Annotated in this window: 22 protein-coding genes; 4 read left to right on the top strand and 18 right to left on the bottom strand. The window is 65.9% G+C overall.

The window, feature by feature from the left end; genetic code table 11:
• Window positions 1-102: 102 nt before the first annotated feature.
• From GB927_RS00345 to GB927_RS00275, 15 genes are all read right to left on the bottom strand, one after another.
• Window positions 103-384, bottom strand: coding sequence for a cupin domain-containing protein (locus tag GB927_RS00345; protein WP_256114496.1), 282 nt, complete (start codon window positions 382-384; stop codon window positions 103-105).
• Window positions 377-1,012, bottom strand: a complete 636-nt coding sequence (locus GB927_RS00340; protein ID WP_256114495.1) for a class I SAM-dependent methyltransferase — start codon at window positions 1,010-1,012, stop codon at window positions 377-379. The genes GB927_RS00345 and GB927_RS00340 overlap by 8 nt, the downstream gene beginning before the upstream one ends.
• A 16-nt stretch (window positions 1,013-1,028) precedes the next feature.
• Complete coding sequence (locus GB927_RS00335) at window positions 1,029-2,285, bottom strand: MFS transporter (RefSeq protein ID WP_256114494.1); 1,257 nt, start codon at window positions 2,283-2,285, stop codon at window positions 1,029-1,031.
• Window positions 2,285-4,390 (bottom strand): TonB-dependent receptor, encoded by a 2,106-nt coding sequence (locus GB927_RS00330; protein WP_256114493.1) that lies wholly within the window; start codon window positions 4,388-4,390, stop codon window positions 2,285-2,287. Before GB927_RS00330 ends, GB927_RS00335 begins: the two co-directional genes overlap by 1 nt.
• 100 nt (window positions 4,391-4,490) lie before the next feature.
• Window positions 4,491-5,318, bottom strand: coding sequence for a helix-turn-helix transcriptional regulator (locus GB927_RS34360; RefSeq protein ID WP_256114492.1), 828 nt, complete (start codon window positions 5,316-5,318; stop codon window positions 4,491-4,493).
• Window positions 5,319-5,486: 168 nt separating this feature from the next.
• A complete protein-coding gene (locus tag GB927_RS00320) occupies window positions 5,487-7,088 on the bottom strand; it encodes a 5-guanidino-2-oxopentanoate decarboxylase (protein ID WP_256114491.1) in 1,602 nt (533 codons plus the stop codon).
• Between the two features lie 20 nt (window positions 7,089-7,108).
• Window positions 7,109-7,831, bottom strand: a complete 723-nt coding sequence (locus GB927_RS00315; RefSeq protein WP_256114490.1) for an HpcH/HpaI aldolase family protein — start codon at window positions 7,829-7,831, stop codon at window positions 7,109-7,111.
• Window positions 7,824-8,519 (bottom strand): RraA family protein, encoded by a 696-nt coding sequence (locus tag GB927_RS00310; RefSeq protein ID WP_256114489.1) that lies wholly within the window; start codon window positions 8,517-8,519, stop codon window positions 7,824-7,826. The genes GB927_RS00315 and GB927_RS00310 overlap by 8 nt, the downstream gene beginning before the upstream one ends.
• 14 nt (window positions 8,520-8,533) lie before the next feature.
• Window positions 8,534-9,652 (bottom strand): ABC transporter ATP-binding protein, encoded by a 1,119-nt coding sequence (locus GB927_RS00305; RefSeq protein ID WP_256114488.1) that lies wholly within the window; start codon window positions 9,650-9,652, stop codon window positions 8,534-8,536.
• A 67-nt stretch (window positions 9,653-9,719) separates the two neighbouring features.
• Window positions 9,720-10,748 carry an ABC transporter substrate-binding protein gene (locus GB927_RS00300; RefSeq protein WP_256114487.1) on the bottom strand — a complete coding sequence of 343 codons (1,029 nt, stop codon included), beginning with the start codon at window positions 10,746-10,748 and terminating at the stop codon, window positions 9,720-9,722.
• 31 nt (window positions 10,749-10,779) lie between these two features.
• Window positions 10,780-11,568: an ABC transporter permease gene (locus GB927_RS00295; RefSeq protein ID WP_256114486.1), complete on the bottom strand. Its 789-nt coding sequence runs from the start codon at window positions 11,566-11,568 to the stop codon at window positions 10,780-10,782.
• On the bottom strand, window positions 11,565-12,425 hold the full coding sequence (locus tag GB927_RS00290; protein ID WP_256114484.1) for an ABC transporter permease: 861 nt from the start codon (window positions 12,423-12,425) through the stop codon (window positions 11,565-11,567). Before GB927_RS00290 ends, GB927_RS00295 begins: the two co-directional genes overlap by 4 nt.
• Entirely contained in the window at window positions 12,422-13,114 is a 693-nt protein-coding gene (locus GB927_RS00285) for a GntR family transcriptional regulator (RefSeq protein WP_256114483.1), read from the bottom strand. The genes GB927_RS00290 and GB927_RS00285 overlap by 4 nt, the downstream gene beginning before the upstream one ends.
• Window positions 13,115-13,294: 180 nt before the next feature.
• Entirely contained in the window at window positions 13,295-14,527 is a 1,233-nt protein-coding gene (locus GB927_RS00280; protein WP_256114482.1) for a DUF2325 domain-containing protein, read from the bottom strand.
• Window positions 14,528-14,542: 15 nt separating this feature from the next.
• On the bottom strand, window positions 14,543-15,013 hold the full coding sequence (locus tag GB927_RS00275) for an NUDIX hydrolase (RefSeq protein ID WP_256114481.1): 471 nt from the start codon (window positions 15,011-15,013) through the stop codon (window positions 14,543-14,545).
• Window positions 15,014-15,153: 140 nt separating this feature from the next.
• Here GB927_RS00275 and GB927_RS00270 point away from each other — a divergent pair, with 140 nt between their 5' ends.
• From GB927_RS00270 to GB927_RS00255, 4 genes are all read left to right on the top strand, one after another.
• Window positions 15,154-16,191 (top strand): ABC transporter substrate-binding protein, encoded by a 1,038-nt coding sequence (locus GB927_RS00270; RefSeq protein WP_256114480.1) that lies wholly within the window; start codon window positions 15,154-15,156, stop codon window positions 16,189-16,191.
• On the top strand, window positions 16,192-17,220 hold the full coding sequence (locus GB927_RS00265; RefSeq protein WP_256114479.1) for a FecCD family ABC transporter permease: 1,029 nt from the start codon (window positions 16,192-16,194) through the stop codon (window positions 17,218-17,220).
• Entirely contained in the window at window positions 17,217-17,987 is a 771-nt protein-coding gene (locus tag GB927_RS00260) for an ABC transporter ATP-binding protein (protein ID WP_256114478.1), read from the top strand. The genes GB927_RS00265 and GB927_RS00260 overlap by 4 nt, the downstream gene beginning before the upstream one ends.
• A 70-nt stretch (window positions 17,988-18,057) precedes the next feature.
• On the top strand, window positions 18,058-18,549 hold the full coding sequence (locus tag GB927_RS00255; protein WP_256114477.1) for a free L-methionine (R)-S-oxide reductase MsrC: 492 nt from the start codon (window positions 18,058-18,060) through the stop codon (window positions 18,547-18,549).
• Window positions 18,550-18,558: 9 nt separating this feature from the next.
• Here the strand turns inward: GB927_RS00255 and GB927_RS00250 are convergent, their stop codons facing one another.
• Genes GB927_RS00250 through GB927_RS00240 form a run of 3 tightly spaced genes read right to left on the bottom strand, consistent with a single transcriptional unit; the run spans window position 18,559 to window position 21,845 of the window.
• On the bottom strand, window positions 18,559-19,911 hold the full coding sequence (locus GB927_RS00250) for an aminotransferase class III-fold pyridoxal phosphate-dependent enzyme (RefSeq protein WP_256114475.1): 1,353 nt from the start codon (window positions 19,909-19,911) through the stop codon (window positions 18,559-18,561).
• Window positions 19,912-19,914: 3 nt separating this feature from the next.
• Window positions 19,915-20,595: an HAD family hydrolase gene (locus GB927_RS00245; protein WP_256114474.1), complete on the bottom strand. Its 681-nt coding sequence runs from the start codon at window positions 20,593-20,595 to the stop codon at window positions 19,915-19,917.
• Window positions 20,592-21,845 carry a Tm-1-like ATP-binding domain-containing protein gene (locus tag GB927_RS00240; protein ID WP_256114473.1) on the bottom strand — a complete coding sequence of 418 codons (1,254 nt, stop codon included), beginning with the start codon at window positions 21,843-21,845 and terminating at the stop codon, window positions 20,592-20,594. The genes GB927_RS00245 and GB927_RS00240 overlap by 4 nt, the downstream gene beginning before the upstream one ends.
• Window positions 21,846-21,964: the final 119 nt, after the last annotated feature.

Here is a 21,964-nt window from a genome sequence, read left to right as displayed (position 1 = left end):
TAAGGGAGTCAAGTTTTTGTTAGAAAAATTCGCACGGACGTCATGGCGCGTAATTTCTTGACGCGGAGGCCGTGTTGCCGGCAAGTTTCCGCCGGAAGGTCGCTACATCCTGCCGATCAGCACGAGGCGGCCGGGCTCGATGACGCGGATGGCGTGTTCCACGCCGGCCTCGACGACGAGGTGATCGCCCGGGCCGCAGGGCAGCGTCGTGCCGTTTATCGTCACCTCGAATCGGCCGGAGACGACGATGGCGAATTCCTCGGTGTCGGCGGCGTGCGCCGGGATGTCGGCCTCCACCTCAGCGTCGATGACCAGCATGTCGCCGAGCCTGCCGGTGATGCGGCCGCGAAAGCCGGGGCCTTCGATGATCTGCGGGTCACTCATGCGCCGCCTCCTTGTTGGCAATGAACAGGAAGCCCGCGGTCGCGACCTCGCGGGTCTCGACCGGCTTCAGGCCGGCATCCTTCGCCCATTCGGCGAGCGTCTCCGGTGCGTCGAAGCGCATGTTCTCCGCCATGCTGGGGGAAAAGCGCGCGATCTGCTGGCGAAACGCAGGCGGCGAGGTGATCAGCGCCAGCCGACCGCCGGGTTTCAACACGCGGGCCATTTCGCGCAGGCTTTCGGCTGGTTGCGGGAAGAAGAAGAAGGCGTTGAGGCAGTACACCTTGTCGACCGCGCCATCCGCCACCGGTAGGGCCGCGGCGTCCGCCTGGTGCAGCGCCAGCCGCCCTTCGGCGAGCGCCCGGGCGTTCAGCCTGCCGGAATTGGCCACCATGTCCGGGCTGTGGTCGATCGCGATGGCGCGACAGCCGCCGGCGAGCAGGCGGCGCAGGAAGACGCCGCCGCCGCAACCGACTTCGAGCACGAGGTCGCTCTTTTCCGGCGGCAGGCGGTCGAAGGCCAGGTTGAAGCCGATCTTGTGGCCGAAGGGGAAGCGGTAAAGCAGGTAGCCGAGAAGGCCGCCCGGCCGCCGCGCGATGCGGTCGACCATGGTGGACGAGAGCGAAAGCATGGATCGGATCCTCGATCTATCGGGTCACGGGGAGGGAGCGCGCGGCGCGCGAGACGAAGAGTGCGGCGAGGACAAGCGCCACGGTGGCGCCCGCGAATGTCGCGGCATAGCCGGTGCGCCCGGCGACCCAGACGACGACGCCGGCAATCGCCATCTCGCCGAGCACGTTGGCGCTTTGCAGCACGGTGACGTCCGTGCCCGCCTGTTTGCCAGCCCCGCCGAAGGCCATGATGATGGTCGCCGCGGAGACGGCGATGAAGCCGCTTGCCACCGACAGGAGCCCGATCGCCAGCGACACCGAGAGCCAGCCGGACGGCAGGATGCCGCCGGCGATCAGCCCCCAGGCGGCAAACGAGGTGGCGGCGAGCAGCATGCCCGTGCCCATGGCGACCCAGCGGTTGCGTGCGGTCAGCGCACTGCCGAGCGGGCAGCCGATGACGAGCATGACGAGGCCGCTGATCGTAGAGACGAGCCCGGTATCCTGGTTCAACCAGCCCTGGTCGACGAGAAAGATTTTGCTGACGCTGAGCCCACCGGCATGCGCGCCGCCATAGATGAAGGCGAGCACAAGGAGGAGGGCCACGCCGGGCCGCCGGAACGTATAGGCAAGCCGCGCCCTGGTGTCTTCGCGTGCCGGAACCGGCCTTGGCGGTTCGCGCCAGCCAAGCGCGATGGCGACCGTCAGGGCCGGGAATAGCGCCAGCAGCAGGAACACGCCCTGCTGGCCGAGCGCATCGGCGACCATCAGCACGCCGCCGCCGCCGACCATGAAGCCCGCCATCATGCCTCCCACTTGCAACGCATTGGCATAGGCGAGCCCGCGTCCCGCCAGTTGTTCCGCGGCAAGGCCGTCTGTCGCGGTGTCCTGCGTGGCGCTGGCAATCGTGCCGATGGCGAGTGCCGTCACCGCCATCCACAGGCCGCTGCCTTCGAGCGGCAGGAAGCCGAGCAGCAGCAGGCAGGCGGCGAGGATCGCCTGCATCGGCACGATCCAGCTCTTGCGCCGCCCGAGGCCGGCATGCCAGCGGTTGTCGACCATCGGCGCCCAGAGGAATTTTATGATCCAGGGAAGGCCGGCGAGCGGCACCAGCGCGATGACATCCATCGAGACGCCGGCCTGACGCATCAGCACCGGCACGGCCTCCATGGAAAGCCCCATGGGCAGCCCCTGCGTGAAATAGAGCGCGCCGATCAGCAGGAAGAAGCGCAGGCGCCCGGCTTCGCTGGAAGTGTTGGCGGCGGCGAGCGGCGGGGTGTCGGGGTTCACGCTCATCACCACACCTTCGCCAGCGTGATGCCGACGGTGCGGCCGGCTGCGGCGACGCCCATATCGGTGCCGCTATAGCTGAAATAGTTCTTCAGATAGCGCTCGTCCGTCAGGTTCTTGGCCCAGAGGCTGGCACTCCAGCCGTCCTTCTCGATGCCGATATGGGCATCGACCAGATGGGTCGGGTCCTGCCGGTACTTATTGTCCGAGGTGAAGGCGTAGGAGCTGCGGAACGTGTAGTCGATGCCGGCCTTCAGCGTCGCGCCGGCTTCGAGCTCGCGGGCGAAATTCACACCGGCGCTGAAACTGTGGCGCGGTGCGAAGGGCAGGTCGTTGCCGCTATAGTCCGCGCCCATCACGGTATCGACGAATTCGTCGTAGCGGGCATGGGTATAACCGTAGCCGCCGCGAAGGCCGATCTCCTCGGTCAACTGGGCCGTCGCCTCGATCTCGAAACCCTTCGATGTCGCGGCGGCGGCGTTGCGATAGACGCGTGTGAACGGCGTCGTGTAGATGACCGCCTGCTGGTCCTTCCAGTCGATGTAGAATAGCGATGCCGCCAGCGTGAACCGGCCGTCGTCCGACGTCGCCTTGGTGCCGAGTTCGTAGGACATGGTGGTTTCCGGATCGTAGCGGTTCGCCGAGCCGTCCTCCTCGATATAGGGGCTGATGCCGCCCGACTTGTAGCCGTGGCTGATCTTGGCGTAGGCGATGTTGCCTTCCGAGACGTGGTAGGTGATGGCGGCTTCCGGCGAGAAGTTGGAGAAGGAGACGTCGCCCTCCGCCCGGCCCGGCGTGCCGAACATGAAGCTGCCGCTCGGCGAGGAAATCTCGCTCGTCGTCGACTTGCGGTCATAGGTGTAGCGCCCGCCGGCCGAGAGTTCCCATGCCGGCGTCACGAAATAGCTCGCCTCGCCGAAGACCGAGAACGTGTCGGCCGATTGCTCGAAGACGTCGCGGCTCCAGACGTTGCGCGGGAAGGAGACGAGGTCGAAAAACTGCGTGCCCTCGAAACGCTCGTGCATGTAGAACAGCCCGCCGCTCCAGCGGAACACGTCGTCGTCGAGCGAGGAGAGGCGCAGTTCCTGGCTGAACTGGCGCTGGGTCTCCTCCTGCGCCTGGCCGATATAGGGTGTCGCGGTGAAATCGCCGTCGAGATAGCTGCTCATCTCATGGCCGCGGAACGCCGTCACCGAGGTCAGGCGCACGGTCTCGAAATCGTGGTCGAGGCGCACCGAGACGCCGCCGCTGTCGACGCTGTTGTCCGGATTAAAATCATGTGTCGCCTTGTGGTTGAAGGCGAGCGGGAGGGGCGCATACCAGAGCCCGCCATCGCTGCGGTCGCGGGTAAAGTCGCCGATGATTTTCACGCGGGTGTCGTCGCCAACCTCGCCGGTCGCCACGACGCGACCTCCGAACACGTCGGTATCGCTGACATCATCGCCATTGACGAGGTTTTCGATGTAGCCGCGATTGCCGCTCCAGGCCGCGGAGGTGCGCACAGCCCAGCCGGTGCCCTCGATCGGCGTTTCGAAGGCGGCCTTGAAGCGGCTGTCGAGATCGGTGCCGATCGTCGCGGAGAATTCGCCGCCCGCCGTGTCGCCCGGCTCGCGCGAGATGAGGTTCACCGCGCCGCCGATCGTGTTCTTGCCATAGAGGGTGGCCTGCGAGCCGCGCACGACCTCGACGCGCTCCAGATCTTCCAGGATGAAGGGATAGCCCATCGGTCGGGCGATGTAGACGTCGTCGAGGAACATGCCGACGGCCGGCTGGCGATCGACGCCGCCGGAAATACCGAGCGAGGTGACGCCGCGGATGCTGACCGGGCCGCCCTGGCCGTTGAACAGCACGTTCGGCGTCTTGAAGGCCACGTCCTCCATCGTATCCGTCCGGCCCTTGCCGAGGTCCTCGCCGGCAATGGCGGTGACGGCGACGGGCGCGTTCTGGATTTTTTCCTCACGGCGGCGGGCAGTTACGACGATCTGTTTAAGCACCGTCGTACCTTCGACCGGTTGCTCCTGCGCGGAAAGCCGGGCGGCATCGAAGAGGACGAAGCCCGCGGTCGCGAGGATGGTGGCGGTGCGCAAGGCGGCGTGGCGTTTTTGATTCATGACGAATTCCCTCAGCTTTGCGTGGGTCTTCGCATGCGGCCTGCCGGGGGCACAATCTGGCGCACGTTCGGGATTGCGCCAAAGGTGTTCGGGAACCGGACTACGTGCGTGCCCGGCCCGTGATGGTGGTGGGCGCCATGCCGAAGCGGCGGCGGAATTCGGTGGCGAAATGCTGCGGCTGGTAGCCGACCTGCCGCGCGACATGAGCAATCGACGTCTCGCCGCCTTCAAGCAACAGCCGTGCGGCATCGAGCCGGCTCGTCTTGACGAAACCATAGACGGTGCTGCCGAACAGTGCCTGGAAACCCGCGCCGAGCTTCTTGGCATTCGTGCCCACCCGGCGGGCGAGCTCGGGCACGCTCGGCGGTGCGGCGAGTTCGGCAAGCAGGATGCCGCGTGCCTCGTGCAGCCGGGCGATGTCGCGCGTCGGCCAATTGGCCGCGCCGCCATGGTCGGGCACGGTCGCGTCGTCGAGAATATGCGCCACCATCTCCATGGCCTTGCCGGTCATATAGAGGCGTCGGGCAGGCCCTTGCAGCGGGCAGCCGAGCATCTGCCAGGCGATCATGCGCGCGGCTTCCGGCAGCGCGAGGCGCGGGTCCGGCGTCTTGCGGGCGATCAGCGACAGCGTATCGCCCCCCATCAGCGGTTCGGCCATCTCCTCCTCAATCTGCACGAAGACCGCCGCGACGCCGCCGTCGCGCAGCACCACATGGCGCGTATGCACATGCTCGCTCGCGGAAAAGATCGTACCGCCGCCGCTTTGCCAGAGATGCGAGCCAAAACCCTCCTGCTCCACCGAGAGGCTGCCTTCCAGCAGCGTGCCGATCCAGTGGCCGGGCGGTGTTACGCTCTCCCAAACCATCTCCCGGCGCACGGGCGAGGTGTCCAGAAAGATGTTGAGGCCGCAGGCGCGGATGATCTCCACGATAGTCTCCGGGGGAGAGGGTCTTTTCGCGGGAGACGATCACAATATATGAGTTTGATAGTCAAGTTAAATCGTCCATATTGTGTCCTTATGGACCGATGTCGAGCGGTGCCACACTGCCGCCCGACGACCTCCACCGCGAGGTGGGTTTAACGCGGAGCGCTCCGCTCAGGCCTTCAGGAAGGGTGCATTTTCCCTGAGGTGGATGACCGTCGGGCCGTCCGCGGCGAAGGCGGCTTTGACGGCGGCTTCCAGGTCCTCGAAGCTGGTCGGCTCGGCGGTCCGGCAACCATAGGCTTTGGCCAGCTTGACGAAATCCGGATTGTGCTGGTTGACGCCGATGGTCGGGATGTCGCGCGCGATCATGCCATCGCGGATCTGGGCGAGGCTGTCATTGTTCCACAGGATGATGGCGAGCGGCAGCTTGTTTTCCACAGCCGTGCCGAGTTCCTGGAGCGTGAACTGGAAACCGCCGTCGCCGACGATGACGGCGACCGGCGTCTCGGGGCTCGCGATCTTGCCGCCGATCGCCGCCGGAAGCGCGTAACCGAGCGTGCCGAAGCCGGCGGGGAAATGCCAGGTGCGCGGCAGGGCGCTGCGGTAGAAGGCGTAGCCGGTATAGGCGAGTTGCGTCATGTCGGTATAGACCACGCCGTTATCGGGGATGGCGTTGCGCAGGCTGTCGAGCACGCGCACATGTTTCTGTTCGAGCGGCGTCAGCCCGTCGCGCTCGGTGGCGCGCAGTTCGGCGATGGCATTGCTGTTCTTGAAGCCGGTGGCCGCGGAAACTTTCTCCGCGATCGCCGCGACGGCCAGTTTCGAATCCGCCTCCATGGCGACGTCCACGTCGTAGTCACGCACCAGCGTCGCGGGGTCGATATCGATGCGGATGATCTTGCCGCTCATCGGCAGCGGGCCGTCGAGCCAAATGTCGGGCTCGGCAAGCTCGGTGCCGATGAGCAGCACCGCATCGGCCTCGCGCACGAAATCCTGCGTGGCGCCACGGTCGACGGTCACTTCCAGGGCGAGCGGGTGGTCGTCGGGCAGGATGCCCTTGGCGGCGATGGTCGGCACCACGGCCGCGCCGATCTTTTCCGCTAAGGCGCGGACCTCGGCGGCTGCGGAAACCGCACCACCGCCGGCGAGGATCACCGGCCGTTTGGCCGCGTTGAGGATCGCGGCAGCCGCCTCGACCTGTGCGGCATCGGGTGCACGGCGCCGCGCGGTGGTGCGCCGGGTGGCGGCCTTGTCGTCCGGCGCCTTGAAGACGTCGAGCGGGATCGACACATGCACCGGGCGCGGGCGGCCGCTATCGAAGAGGGCGAAGGCGCGGGCGATATATTCGCGCACCTGGTCGGGGCTCGTCGCGGTCTCGGAGAAGGCGGTGAGGGGGCGGGTGACGGCGGACTGGTCGGTGATCTCGTGCAGCATGCCGCGGCCCATGCCCAGATCCTTGTTGGCGGCTACGGAGGTGATGACCAGCATCGGCACGCTGTCGGAATAGGCCTGGCCGATCGGGGTCGCCGCATTGGTGACGCCCGGGCCTGAAATCAGCACGCAGACGCCCGGCTTGCCCGACATGCGGGCATAACCGTCGGCCATGAAGCCGGCGCCCTGTTCATGGCGCACGCCGATATGGCGGATGCCGGCGGCCTCCATGCCGCGATAGGCTTCGAGCGTGTGCACGCCCGGCATGCCGAAGACGGTATCGACGCCATAGGCCTTGAGGATCTGCATCAGGCGGCTGCCGCAGGAAATGGTCTCGTTCATGATGAAATTCCGTTCGATTTTCAGGGTTTTGCGGCGTCTTCGAGGCCCGTCCAGATCGAGCCGTATTCGTCGGCGACGACCATCAGGCTCGCGCCTAGCTCCTTGGCAAAGGCGCGCTCGGCGCGCGACCAGGCAGGCATGATCCAGGGTTTCCCCGCTTTTTCAGCCGCTTGCGCGATCTTTCTAAGATCTGCCTTGTCCGCATCCGTGTTGCGATAGGCGCCGCGGCCGGAATCGAGCGAGAGGTCGCTCGGGCCGACGAAGAGGCCGTCGACGGTCGGCAGCGCGAGGATCGCCTCGACATCCTTGAGGGCGGCGGCGGATTCGATCATCGGATAGCAGCGCGTCTTGGCGTTTTCGTTATCGTAATATTCCGGTTTCACGCCGCCATAGCGAGCGGGGCGGGTGCCGGAAAAGCTGCGCGTGCCGAGCGTCGGGTATTTGGCGGACGCGGTCACGCGGCGCGCATGCTCGACATCGCCGATATGCGGGATGATCACGCTGTCGGCGCCCATGTCGAGCGCCTGCTGGATCGGGATTGCTTCCGGCCCCAAGACCTTGGCATGCATGGTCATGCCGAGCGCCTTGCCGAGAGCGAGGATGCGGTCCAGCGCTTCGAGGTCGAACAGGCCGTGCTCTACGTCGAGCACGATATGGCGGTAGCCGATGTCGTGGGCGATCTCGATCATCGCCTGGTGCGGGGTCGAGAGCCAGACGGCGAGATTGTCGAGCGTGTCAGCCATGGGCGGCACCATCCTTTTTCTGCCGGTCGGCGATCATGCCGGCGATATCGACCAGTTCCTGCAAGGTGGCGCCGGCATTGATGCGTGCCACCCAGCTTCCTTCGTCTTCCTGGTCGGCGAGCGCGATATCGGCGATACCGGCCACCTGGTCGGGCGGCAGCACAAGGATGCCGCAGTCGTCGGCGAGGATCGCGTCGCCCGGATTGACGGTGACGCCGCCGCAGGAGACGGGGATGTTGTAGCCGCCACCGAGATTGAGCAGCTTCGTGGTGATCGGCGAGACGCCGCGCGCCCAGGTCGGTACGCCGGCCTCGCGGATTGCCGCCGGGTCGGTGATCATGCCGTCGACGATGACGGCGGCGAGCTTGCGCTCCTTGGCGACGGCGGCCATGAAGCCGCCCCAGGCGGCATGGCGCTCGTCGCCGGCCCGGTCGATCACGAGGATATCGCCGGGGCGCACGCGATCCATGGCGTGATAGAGCAGGGTGGAATCCGGGCCGGGGATCGACACGGTCTGCGCGGTGCCCGCCACCCGCACGCCATCGATCAGCGGGCGCAGGTCATTGCGCATGAAACGATCGTGCAGGTAGTGGCCGACGGTCGCGGCCTCGACGCGGGCGAAGCGGGCGAGAAGGCCGGCGTCGAGCTGCGGCGCAGGGTCGGCGATCCGGTAGGATTTGATCGACATGATGAAAAAAGATCCTATTGCGTGAGGAGTCTGATGGCGGAGGGGGCGCAGGCGAGCGTGGCCGGTGCGCCGGCTTGCGGCATCGGCCGGTCGCCGTTGCGCACGCGGGCATGCAGGCGGGTGCCGTCGGCGAGCACGAGCGCGTAGACAGTGTCGGTGCCGATATAGACGGCCTCGCCGAGCGCGCCGGAAAAGCGGACCGACCCGCCGGCCTCGCCCTCGACGAAATGCAGCGCCTCGGGGCGGATGGCGAGGATGCAGGCATCGCCGGGCTGCAGCGGCAGGGTGCAGGGGAAATCGATCCGGCTGCCGGCGGCCTCCAGAGTGAACTGATCGCCATTGCGGGCGGTGATGCGCGCCTCGATGAGGTTCATGTCGCCGATGAAGCCAGCGGTGAAACGGTTGGCCGGCCGCTCGTAGATCTCGACCGGGCCGCCCACCTGCTGGACGACGCCGTTGTTCATCACGGCGATACGGTCCGACATGGTCAGCGCTTCTTCCTGGTCGTGGGTGACGAAGATGAAGGTGATGCCGAGGCGGCGTTGCATCTCCTTCACCTCCATCTGCATCTCGCGGCGCAGTTTGAGGTCGAGCGCGCCGAAGGGTTCATCGAGCAGCAGCACGGAGGGGCGGTTGATCAGCGCGCGGGCAAGCGCGATGCGCTGCTGCTGGCCGCCGGAAAGGGCTGAGGGCTTGCGGTCGATGGCATGGGTCATGTGCACGCTGTCGAGCGCGGCTTTTACGCGATCGCGGATCTCGTCCTTCGCGACACCTTTTACCGAAAGGCCGAATCCGACATTCTCGCCGACGTTCAGATGCGGGAAGAGCGCATAGCTCTGGAACACGGTGTTGACGTTGCGCTGGTGTGCCGGCACGCCGGTCACGTCGCGGCCGTCGAGCAGCAGCCGGCCGGAGGTCGGCTCCTCGAAGCCGGCGATCATGCGCAATGTCGTCGTCTTGCCGCAGCCCGACGGGCCGAGGAAGGTGAAGAATTCGCCCGCCTTTATCGTCAGATTCAGGCGGTCGACGGCATAGGCCGTCTCGGCTCCGGTGCCGAAGGCCTTGCGGATATCGATCAGTTCGATGGCAGCACGGCTCACGCCGGCCGGCTCTGTCGTGATGTCAGGCGGCATATCGTTCTGGAACTCGCTCAGGGAAAGGGGCGGCCGGCAACCCGGCCGCCGATGGTCCGGGCCGCCGTTACTGGGCGGTCTTCACCTTGGTCCAGCCATCCTGGTAGAGTTTTGTCGCATCGCCGACGTCGAGGATGAAGTCGGCCTTCATCAGCTTGTCTTCCGGCGGATAGATGGCGGCGTTTCCTGCTGTTTCCTTCGGCAGCAGCGCCTTGGCCTTGTCGATGACGGTCGCCGATTTCGAGAGATCCGCCGCCTTGGCGGCGACGTCCGGCCGCATGATGTAGTCGATGAACTTGTAGGCTTCCTCGACATTCTTGGCCGATGTCGGAATGGCGAAACCATCGATCCACATCGAGCCGCCTTCATCCGGAATGACGTATTTCACCTTCGGATTGGTCACCATCACCTGTGCGATGGAACCGTTCCAGCCCTGCACGATGCAGGCTTCGCCCGAGGCGAGCAGGTCGCCGTAATTGGTGCTGTTGTAACCGCCAAGCACCTTCTTCTGCTCGATGAGGGACTGGGTCGCCTTCTCGATTTCCTCCGGCTTGGTGGTGCCGGCATCGAAGCCGTTGACCTGGAGGCCAGCGATATAGGCTGCCAGCATATTGTCGAGCATGTAGATGCGGCCTTCATACTGCGGGTCCCACAGCGCCTTCCAGCTCGTCGGCGGCGTCTTCACGCAGTCCTCGTTATAGGCAAAACCGGTGGTGCCCCAGATATAGGGTACCGACCATTTCTGGCCGGGATCGTAGGAGACCTCCTTGAAGGGCGCGCCAAGATTGCCGATGTTCGGGATCTTGGCGTGATCCAGTTCCTGCAACAGGCCCTGCTTGGCGAGCACCTGCACGGTGTACTGGCTGGGTTCGATGAGGTCGTAGCCGCTGGCGCCGGCCGACAGCTTCGCCATCATCGTCTCGTTGGAGTCGTAGGTGTCGAAGGTCACCGTGATGCCGGTCTCCTTCGCGAAGTCGTCGACGATTTCCTGCGGCACTTCGCCGGACCAGGCATAGATGTTGAGCTCGGCGGCCGAGGCGCCGGAGGCGATGGCGACCAGGCTGACCGATGCAAAAAGTGTTCTCCAGTTTTTCATTGCGCATTCCCCATTTCTTGGTTGGTGGTTCTTATGATTGTTTGCGGATCGTCTTGAGGTAGCGGCTCATGACGACCAGGATGACCAGCACGTTGACCGCGATCAGCATGGCGCCGAGCGCATTGATCTTCGGCGTGAGGCCGGACTTCAGCGTGGCGTAGATCTGGATCGGCAGTGGCGTCGAGCCGACGCCCGAGACGAAGGTCGAGACGACGAAGTTGTCGAAGGAGATCACTGCGCAGAGCAGGAAGGCCGAGAGGATGGCGGGCGCCAACAGCGGCAGCGTCACGCGCAGGAAGGCCTGCTTACCGTTGGCGCCGAGATCGGCGGCCGCCTCGTCGAGGCGCGGATCGAGACCGGAGGCAGCGGCGCGCACGATCAGGAAGCTAAACGGGATCGACACGAGCACATGGCCGGCGATCAAGGTGCCGTAGCCGAGGGGCACGCCGGTCCAGACGGTCGCGACGAGCAGGCCGACCGCGAGCACGATCTCCGGCAGCACCAGCGGCGCGATGATGAGCGTCGAGAATAGGTTCTTTCCGGCAAAGGGGCGCTTGACCACGGCGAGTGCTGCACTGGTGCCGATCATCGTTGCAAGTGCCGCCGAGGCGATGGCGACGATGACGCTGACTTGCAGGCCGGCCCGCAGCCCCCGGTCGCGCAGCGCTTCCGCAAACCAGGCGAGCGAAAACCCTTCCCAGACCACTGTCGAGCGGCCGGCATTGAAGGCGTAGATGACGAGGACCAGCAAGGGCGCGAAGAGGAAGATGTAGCCGATAAGCGTGGCGGCGGGGACGTAGAGCGCGATCAGCTTCTTCATGTTCGCGCCTCCTCGACGGAGCGCAGCACGCGCATGTAGCAGACGATGATGCCCGACGAGATGACCAGCAGCACCACGGAGACGGCCGCACCCAGCGGCATGTTGCGGAAATCGAGGAAGAGCTGGACGATCAGGTTGCCGAGAATGATGCTCTTGCCGCCGCCGAGCAGGACGGGGATGGCATAGACACCCATGGCCGGCACGAAGACGAAGAGGATGGCGGCCATCACGCCCGGCAGCGACAGTGGGAAGGTGACCCGCCAGAAGGATTGCAGCGGCGTCGCGCCGAGATCGTCTGCGGCTTCCAGTAGGCGCTTGTCGAGGCCGTTCAGCGCGGCATGGATCGGTAGCACCGTGGTCGGCAGGAAGGCATAGAGCATGCCGACGAGCACGGCCGGATAGGTGCCGATCATGCGGATCGGCTGCTCGATGAAGCCGAGGCCGAGGAGCGCGCTGTTGATCGTGCCGTTGCGGCCGAGCAGCACCATCCAGGCCGACATGCGCACGATGAAATCGATCCAGAAGGGAATGAGCAGCAGCGCCAGCAGCAACCCGGCATGGCGCCCGGCGCGCAACGCGATGAAATAGGCGATCGGATAGCCGACCAGCAGGCAAACGATGGTGGAGACAGCGGCAAGCTGGAGCGAATTCAGGAAGATCGGCAGGTAGATGGCCTGGAAGAGCTCGCGGTAGCTCGCCAGCGTGAAGCCGAATTTCGCACCGCCATAGGTGTCCTGCTCGGCGAAGGAAAAGGCGATGACGATGAGGATCGGGATGACCAGCAGGAGGATGGCGCTGAGGAGGGACGGGGCGAGGAGCGCCAGTGTCACGAGATTGCCTCGGCGCGCGGCGATCATTTCCGTGTCTCCATGCGCGTCTGGCGGGAGGGCTCGACGGGGCGGATGAGGTTCGTCGCGCTGACCGAGAGGTGCCCCCGCATTGCCGCCTCCGCCCTGTCGGGATCGCGGCTGGCAAGCGCCTCGTGGATCACCACCATGTCGTTCAGGTCTTCAAAGAGAAGCGCGACGGGCATGCGCGAGACATAGAGGCTGCGCACCGATAGCGCATAGAGCCGCGTCAGCGCCTGCATCAGGTAAGTGTTCCCGGAGGCCTCGGCGATCAGCTTGTGCATCTCCTCGTCGATGCCGAGATGCCATTCGATCTCCATGCGCTTGGCCTCGACGCCGGCGCGCGCTTCCTCGATCAGCGCGGCCAGGCGATCGAGCTGCGCGTCGCTGATGCGGGTGGCGGCAAGCCGCGCGGCCCAGAGCTCGGCCTGGAGGCGAAATTCCTGGAGCTGAAAGAAATCGGTGGCCGAGGTGGAGGAGACGAAATAACCGCGCTGCGGCACCGCCAGCAACAGGTCTTCCTGCGCCAGCCTTTGCAGCGCCTCGCGCAGCGGCGTGCGGCCGACCGCCAGCCGCTCCATGCATTCCTTCTCGTCGATCGGCGAGCCCGGCAGCAGTTCCGCCTTGATGATGGCGGTGCGCAGCCCGTGATAGGCGACGTCGCTCAGGCGCATTTTCTTGGTGGAGAGAGGCTGCACTTTGGGTCGCTCCATAAAATATATTTTCAAGATATCATCTGAATATTTACTGTCAACGACCTCTTTGAAGGAATGCGAAAACGACAAATGCCGCTCATCGGCTGGCGACCGATGGGCGGCGCGGTGCGCTTTTGCCTGCCAGCTGGCAGGCAAAATCAGAGGTAGAGAGGGAAGAAGCGGCTACAGCCGGCCGTAGGCGCCACCGGCTCCTGTAATGGCGGCGAGGAAGCTCGCGAGGCCGGCGGAGCGCAGTGGGAGGTAGGGTTTTCCCTGCGCGCGGCACAGGCGTTTTACCAGGCCGACGGCGCTGTGGCTGATGTGATCGACCGGAAACAGGATCGTCGATGCCTGTCCGACAAGTGCCGGCAGCAGCGTCGTGCTGTCCTCCATGCCGCCATCATGCAGCAGGAGGTCGACATTGCGGCTTTCAGCATAGGCGCGCAGGTGATCAAAAAGATTACGCCGGCCGCCGACATAGAGCACGGGGCCTGCCGGCTGCGGGCTCGCCTGGCTGCCGCCGGCCTGGAGCTGCGCGGTCACGGCCGCTTCGAGCGCCTCGTTCTCCCGGAGGATCGAATGGCTATGGTCCTGCAACTGTTCGAGGTCACGCTGCAAGGCGCGGCACCTTTCCTCGGCCTCGGCGAGCCGCTGGGAGAGAGCGTTGGCGCGTGCGGCCTCGGTGTCCGCGCGTTCGGCAGGGCTGCCTTCTTCCGCGCGTACCCGCTGGCCGAAGGGTGCGGCGGTCGCTTCCGCCTGCACGATCCGCTCTTCGAGCTGCCGGATGCGCTGGCGGAGCGCGACGCGCTCGTCGGCGGCGACGGCAAGCCGCTTTTCCTGGCGCTCGCCTTTGTCCTTCTCCTGTTCCAGTTCCTTTTCCAGCCGCGTCAGCCGGGCGAGATCGAGCCGGCTCGCGCTGCCGACGAGATGCGACAGCATATGGACTTCGCCGAAAATGTCGCGGATCAGCGCCGGCGGGCTCGCCGGATGGCTCATCAAGGCCCAGTAGGGGCCGGCAATATCGCCGCGATCAAAACTCTCCCGCCAGATCCGGCGCAATTCCTGCTCGTCGGCCTGCAACGGAATACGCTTGATGCTCACCTCATGGCGCTTGTCGAGCGCCTTGTTGAGGAGTTTTGCGGCAAAATCCCGCTGTCCGGCGGTGCGCACGCCGCGGCCGTGCAGCGTGTGGTCCGTGGCGCTACGCGCATCCTCCTGCCCGGCTTTGGCGAGAAGCTGGCGAAGCTCGCCCGTTGTCAGGCAGGTTCCGACGATCGAGCAGTGGAAGGTCGAGGGGATGTCCCAGGTCTTCAGGCGCTGCGACCCCGCCTTCACGGCAACCTCTTCCGGCGCAGCTTCGACGGGAAGCAGCAGCCTGGGGGAGGAGAGGGAGTGCGGGCGCGGCAAGGTCGGCATGGGATGTCCGATCGGCTATTCTGACAGGGACAGGGTTGGTGTTTCGGCACTTCGGCTTTGGCCGTAATGCAGCTCCGTCGAAAACTGCATCTGGCAGAACAGCGGCAGGATGTGATCGCGCGTCAGCGGGGCGAGCGGCAGATCGCCCGCCGCATCGACCGGCACCCAGACCGCCTCCTCGATTTCCGCAACCGGCGTGACGGCCTCGCGCCGAAGCTCGACCTGGAAGACATCGGCGATGACGATGTGATCCGGCTCGTTGGCCGCCGCCGCCTCGAAGCGGCCGAACGGCGCCATGCGCGACGGCGCAATGTCGAGGCCGATCTCCTCGCGCAATTCGCGCGCCAGTGCCGCCTTCGGCGTTTCCCCGGGCTCGATCTTTCCGCCGGGCTGCACGAAGGCGCCCGTGCCGCGCTTGCGGACCAGCAGCGTTTCGCCGTTCTCCCGAAGGACGAGTGCGGCGGCGATCCGGATTTCTGCTTGCATGGGTTCCTCGGCAAATCCTACCTTCGTTATATTTCATAAAACATAACGTTTTGGAAGAGCGCACGGAGAGGACGGCGGGTGTTGCCTTGCTATCAGGAACCGACGATATATTTGCCTCACTATATCGCGGGAGAGAGTCCATGCCGGTCTTGCGCTGCCTTTTTGTCTTCGTCGTCTTCCTTGCATCGGTCCTGCCGGCCGCGGCGCGCACGATCACCGATGCGGCCGGGCGGACTGTCGAGGTGCCGGACAAGATCGAGCGGGTGCTGGCGGCCGGTCCGCCGGCCTCGGTGCTCGTCTATGTGCTCGCACCGGAAAAGCTCGCCGGCTGGGTGCGCGAGCCGAAGGGCGAGGAGAAGGCCTTCCTGCTGCCCTCCGTCCGCGATCTTGCGACCTTCGGGCAACTGACGGGCAAGGGCGGCACGGCGAACATGGAGGCGGTGCTGGCGGCCAAGCCCGACATCATCATCGATGTCGGCACCGTCAACCCGACCTATGCCTCGCTTGCCGACAAGGTGCAGGCACAAACCGGCATCCCCTATATCCTGATCGACGGCGCCTTTGCGAAGAGTGCCGAAACGCTGCGGGAAACCGGCGCCATCCTCGGCGTCTCTGAGCGGGCGGAGACCCTTGCGGCCTATGCCGAAGCCAGGCTCGCTGCGCTGAAAAAGGGGCTCGCCGGAATTCCCGAGGACAAGCGCCCGGCGGTCTATTATGGCCGCGGCGCGGAGGGGCTGGAAACGGGCCTCGCCGGCTCGATCAACATGGAGATCCTCGAAGCGGCCGGCGCCAGGAATGTCGCGGCCGCCGCCGGCAAGGGCGGTCTCACCCAGGTGTCGCTCGAACAGGTCCTGTCGTGGAAGCCGGATGTCATTCTCGCCGCCTCGCCGAAATTTGCCGCAAGCGTGAAGAGCGACCCGCTCTGGGCCGAGCTCGATGCGGTCAAGGCGGCGCGCATCCATGTCACGCCCAGCCTGCCTTTCGGCTGGATCGATTCCCCGCCCGGCATCAACCGCCTGATCGGCATCGCGTGGCTCGAACACACGCTCTATCCCGAGGCTTTCCCGGGCGCGCTCGATCAGGAAGTGCGGGACTTCTTCAAGCTGTTCTACCAGGTCGAGCTGGACGGCACCCAGCTTGAGACCTTGCTGGGGCCTGGCAAGGCGGCTGCGAAGTAGATGCGCGACAAGGCCGCCCTGCCGAAAGGGCAGGGCAGGCTCTTCATCGGCGCGGGTCTGATTGCCGTGCTGCTGCTCGCCGCCCTCTCCATGATGGTCGGCAAATATGGCAGCGGGCCGGGGCCCGTGTTTGATGCGCTGCGGCAGCTTGTTACGGGCGATGGCGCGGACCATGTTCTCTCGACGGTTCTGTGGAATGTGCGCCTGCCGCGCGTCGTGGCAGCGGTGATCGTCGGCGCTTCGCTTGCGGCCGCGGGGGCGACCTATCAGGGGCTGTTTCGCAACCCGCTGGTCTCGCCGGACCTGCTCGGCGTGTCGGTCGGCGCCAGCCTTGGCGCGGCGCTGGGCATCTTCCTGTCGCTGCCCGTGCTTGCCATCCAGCTTGCCGCCTTCGCCGGCGGGCTTGTCGCCGTGCTCGCGGTCTCGGCGATCGGCGCGCTGGTGCGCGAGCGCGATCCGGTGCTGACTTTGGTGCTGGCCGGCATCGCCATCCAGGCGTTGATCGGCGCAGGCATCTCGCTGATCAAGGTGCTCGCCGATCCCTACGACCAGCTGCCGGCGATCACCTATTGGCTGCTCGGCAGCATGACGGCGATCACGCGGTTCGACGTGCTGTCGATCCTGCCGGCCGTCGTGCTCGGCCTCGTGCCGCTCGTGCTCTTGCGCTGGCGCATGAATGTCATGACGCTCGGCGAGGAGGAGGCGCAGACGCTCGGCATCGACACGCTGAAGACGCGCATCGCCCTTATTGCCGGCGCCACGCTGGTGACGGCGGCGACGGTCTCCGTCACCGGCATCGTCGGCTGGATCGGGCTTATCATCCCGCATGTCGCACGCATGCTGGTCGGCCCGGATTTCCGCCGCCTGCTGCCGGCCGCCATGCTGCTCGGCGCTGCCTATCTCCTTATCGTCGACATGCTAGCGCGCTCGATCGCGACGATCGAGGTGCCGCTCGGCATCCTGACGGCAGTGGTGGGCGCGCCGTTTTTCCTCTGGCTGCTGATTGCCGGAAAGCGGGGCTGGTCATGACGCTCGCGCTGAAATCGCTCGCCTTCGGTTACCGGGATCGGGAGATCGGCCACGCCGTCAGCCTGTCGCTGGCCGAGGGCGAGGTGCTGGCGCTTCTCGGCGCGAACGGCGCCGGCAAGACCACGCTGTTCAGGAGCATGCTTGGTCTCCTGCCGGTGAAGGCCGGCGAGGTCATGCTCGATGGCAAGCCGCTCTCCGCTTGGTCGCGGCGCGAGCGGGCGCTGCGCATCGCCTATGTGCCGCAGGCCCATGCCGCACCCTTTCCGTTCACGGTCCGCGATGTTGTGCTGATGGGCCGCGCCGCGCATCTCAGGGCCTTTGCAATGCCCGGGGAGCGGGACCGCGCGATTGCGGATGCCGCCCTCGAAAGCCTCGGCATAACCGGGCTCGCCGACACGCCCTGCACCGAGATCAGCGGCGGCGAGCGGCAATTGGCCCTCATCGCCCGGGCGCTCGCGCAGCAGGCGCGCATCATCGTGATGGACGAGCCGACGGCCAATCTCGACTACGGCAACCAGATGCGGCTGCTCGCCCATATCCGCACGCTCGCCGGCCAGGGCCTCGCCATCGTGCTCTCCACGCACAATCCGGACCACGCCTTGCAGGTCGCCGACCGCGTGGCGCTCTTGAAGGACGGCACGTTGATGGCGCTTGGCGCCCCGGCCGACACGCTGACGCCGCAGACCCTGAAAGACATCTACGGCATCGACGTGGTGATCGGCCGGGTCGAAGGCAGCGAGGCGCTCGTCTGCGCGCCGCGCGGCTGAACGAAGCATGCTTGCCAGCCGCGGTTCCCGGGTCTATCGACGATAGCTCGTACCCAGCCGAGGACCTGCCATGCACGATATCCGGAAAATCGAGGCGACGGACAAGCCGAGCTTCTACCGCGACCTCATCGCCCAGGCCGAGGGCCTGCTGCATGGCGAACGCGACGCCATCGCCAATGCGGCGAACCTTTCCGCGCTGATCTACGATGCGGTCGCAAACCTCAACTGGGCCGGCTTCTATTTCCTGAAATCCGCCGACGAACTGGTGCTCGGCCCCTTCCAGGGCAAGGTCGCCTGCGTGCGCATCCCGGTCGGCAAGGGTGTGTGCGGCAGCGCGGTCGCCGAGGGGCGCAGCCAGCTCGTGCCGGACGTGCACGCCTTCCCCGGCCACATCGCCTGCGATGCCGCCTCGCGCGCCGAACTCGTCGTGCCGCTCGCCCGGGACGGTCGGGTTTTTGGCGTGCTCGATCTCGACAGCCCGCTGCCGGGCCGCTTCACAGAGGAAGACCAGGCTGGCTTCGAGGCGCTTGCCGCTATTTACGTCAACGCCAGCGATCTCTGACGGCAGGACTTAGCCCGCCGCCGCCAGCCCCGCATCCAGCCCCTCGGCGATTGTGGCGATGTCCTTCGCCGTCACGATCAGCGGCGGGGAGAGGATGATCATGTTGCCGGACACGCGCAGCATGACGCCGGCGTCGTAGGCGGCATCGGCGATCCTTGCCATGGTCTTCTTGTCGACCGGCCTTTTCGTCGCGCGGTCGGCGACGATTTCGAGCGCCGCCATCAGCCCTTTGCCGCGCACGTCGCCGACAGCCGCGTGTTTCGTCTTGAGGGCTTCCAGTGCCGTCGCCAGTTCCGCGCCACGCGCGGCGGCGTTTTCGTTCAGTGCGAGGCGCTTGGTTTCAGCGAGCGCGGCGAGGCCAGCGGCGCAGCCGACGGGGTGGCCGGAATAGGTGTAGCCGTGGCCGATCGCGCCAAAGCTGGTCTTGTCGGCCTCGAAGACCTCGGCCACCTTGGCGGAGATCAGCGTGGCGCCGAGCGGGAAATAGCCCGACGTGATGGCCTTGGCGATGGTCATGAAATCCGGCTTGACGCCCGTCAGCCGCGAACCCGACCAGGCGCCGGTACGCCCGAACCCGGTCACCACCTCGTCGGCGATCAGCAGGATCTCGTGGCGGTCGCATATGTCGCGCACCAACGGCATGAAGCCCTCATGCGGGACGATGACGCCGCCCGCGCCGAGGATGGGCTCCATGATGAAGGCGGCGATGGTGTCGGCGCCCTGGAAGGCGATCTCTTCCTCGATGGCGCGGGCGCAAAGGGCCGCGAGTTTTGCCGGGTCCGTTTCGTCAAAGGGATTGCGGTAGGTCCAGGGGGCGGGCGTGTGGAAAACGCCGGGCATCAAGGGCTCGTAGTTGCGGCGGAAATTGGCATTGCCGTTGACCGAGGCGCCGCCGAAATGCGTGCCGTGATAGCCCTTCTTCAACGCGAGGAATTTGGTGCGGTCGGCCTGGCCGCGGATCTTCCAATATTGCCGCGCGAGGCGCAGCGCCGTCTCCACCGAATCCGAGCCGCCCGACGTGAAGAAGCTGCGCACCATGCCCTCCGGCTCGAACCATTGCGCCAGTTCGTAGGCGAGCTCGATGGAAGGGCCGGTGGAGGTGCCGCGGAAGCCGGAATAATAGGGCAGGGCGTCGAGCTGCCTTGCGATCGCCTGCTTGATGGGGTCGCAGCTATAGCCGAGATTGACGTTCCACAGGCCGCCGACGGCATCGAGCACGGTGCGGCCGTCGATATCCGTCACCATCGCGCCTTCGCCCTGCATGATGACGCGCGGCGGCGAAGCGCGCATTTCTGCCGGATGTGCCATCGGGTGCCAGATCGGCTTTGCATTGTTCTCGCTGAGGAAATTGATGTCGCGCATGGCTCAGATACTCTCGTGGCGGATTTCGGGTGAAGGCAGGCCGAACGGGGCGAGCGCTGCGGCATAGGAACGGGCGGGCTCTGCGACGTCGAACCATACCGTGCGCATGCCGGCGGCGACAGCGCCGTCCACATTGCGCTTCTGGTCGTCGACGAAGACGCAGGCTTCGGCGGGGAGGTCTAGTGTCTCGCAGACGGCGGCATAGGCGCGCGGGTCCGGCTTGAGGATGCCGGTATAGGTGGCATCGACGATGGTTTCGAACAACGAGAGCAGCGGCAGGCGTTGCCGGAAATCCTCGCCGTAGAACAGGTCGAGTTCGTTGGAGAGGATGGCGAGGCGGATGCCGTTTTCGTGTGCCGTGCGGATGGCCTGCACGGCCTCCGGGCGTATGACGGCCTCAGGATCGGCACCGCGGGCGCGGCGCACGAAGGTCGACATGTCGTTCCAGTCCTCGCCGACCAGCCGGCCGACCTCGTTTGTGCGGGTCTTCCAATAGTCGCGCTCGCTGATCTCGTCGGCCTGCATGGCGCGCCAGAGCGGATCGGATGCCGGATCGAACGGTCCGCGCCAGGCGAGCGTGCCGGGCGGCAGGCCAAGCGCCTGTTCGCTGAGCGAATGTGTCTCGAACAGCGTCTTGGTGACGACGCCGCCGAAATCGAGCACCAGTGCGGCCGGTTTCGTCATCCGGCTACCCCCGGACGAATAATGCCCTCGGCCACCCAGCAGTCGAAGATTTCCAGCGCCTTGGCGCAGAAGGCATCGTCATTGATGTGGCCGGCGATCTCGTGCAGCTCGACGCTCTCGGGCATGGTTTCGCGCATCTCCTCGATAAAGGCGGCGAGCGCGTCGGGCTCGTGCAGCGGTTCGCCCTCCTGGTCCCATTGCTGGAGGCCGCCGGCAGGCAGGATGAAGGCGGTGGCGCCGCTCGCGGTCGCCAGCTTGCCGGCGATGGCGCGGGCGATTTCCCGGCGTGTCTCGCCGTCTGAGGTGACCGAGGCGAGCAGGCGGTTGTGCGCGTGGTATGGACGCTCGGCGAAACGCGCCGGCACCGGCTGCCAGGTCGGGAAGTCCACCATGTCGATGGCACCGGGCGCGACGATCTGCGGAATGCCGCTGCGGCCGGCATTTTCCAGGCGGTCGGGGCCGGAATTCACCACCGAGCCCATATGCTGGTTGGCGACTTCCTGCAGGGAGAAATCGAGCACCGCGGCAAAGCCGCGTTGTGCGGCGATCGCCTCTAAAGCTCGGCCGCCCATGCCAGTGGTGTGGAACACGACGACCTCATAGCCGCGCCGCTCCAGCGCCGGCTTCAGCGTCACCATGTATTTCAGGCAGCTTTTGCCGAGCGAACTCATGCCGACGATCGGCCGCTCCGCCTGCGGACGTACCACGGCCCTTGCGGCGCCAACCACCGCGCCGCAGGCCTGCGAGAGCACGGCCTTGCATGTGCTGTTCAGGCCGTAAAGGCCGCCCGCCCACAGGATCATCATCAGGTCGGTCGCGATGCGGTCAGGCGGCACCAGATGGGAGTAGGCGATGGTCGAGACGACGAATTTCGGCACGCCGAGCGGCAGGGCCAGCGCCACGTCAAGGGCGAGATCGGTGCCCATCGTGCCGCCGAGCGCGATGATGCCGTCGATCTCGCCGCGGTCGTATAGGCTGCGGGCGAGCTGCGAAGCGCCGAGCGCCATCAGCGTCATGGCGCTGTTCTCGTCGCCGCTCTTGGCAATGGCATCGATGGTCGTGCCGGCGGCTTCTGCGACGGCATGACGGTCATGTTCGGGCCGGTAGGGCGGGTCGCCGAGCACGCTGACATCCATCATGACCGCGCGGCCGTCGACGGCTTCGATGCGCTCGCGCATGAAGGTCAATTCGTCGGCCTTGGTGTCTCCGGTGCCGATCACCAGGATGCGTGGACGTCCCTCTCTGACCATGCCGATGCCTCCTCCAAGGCGCCACTTACTTCACATGTGAATTAACTTGACAGCAAGCCGGTTCGTTTGCAAGTCTATAGTCAAAATGATGGTTCAATAAATGAACCGATGGGAACGCG

This window comes from Shinella lacus, assembly GCF_010994755.1.
In the GTDB taxonomy this organism is placed as follows: Bacteria; Pseudomonadota; Alphaproteobacteria; order Rhizobiales; family Rhizobiaceae; genus Shinella; species Shinella lacus.
Note: the sequence above shows the minus strand (reverse complement) of the source record. Positions and strands in the feature narration are given on the sequence as shown.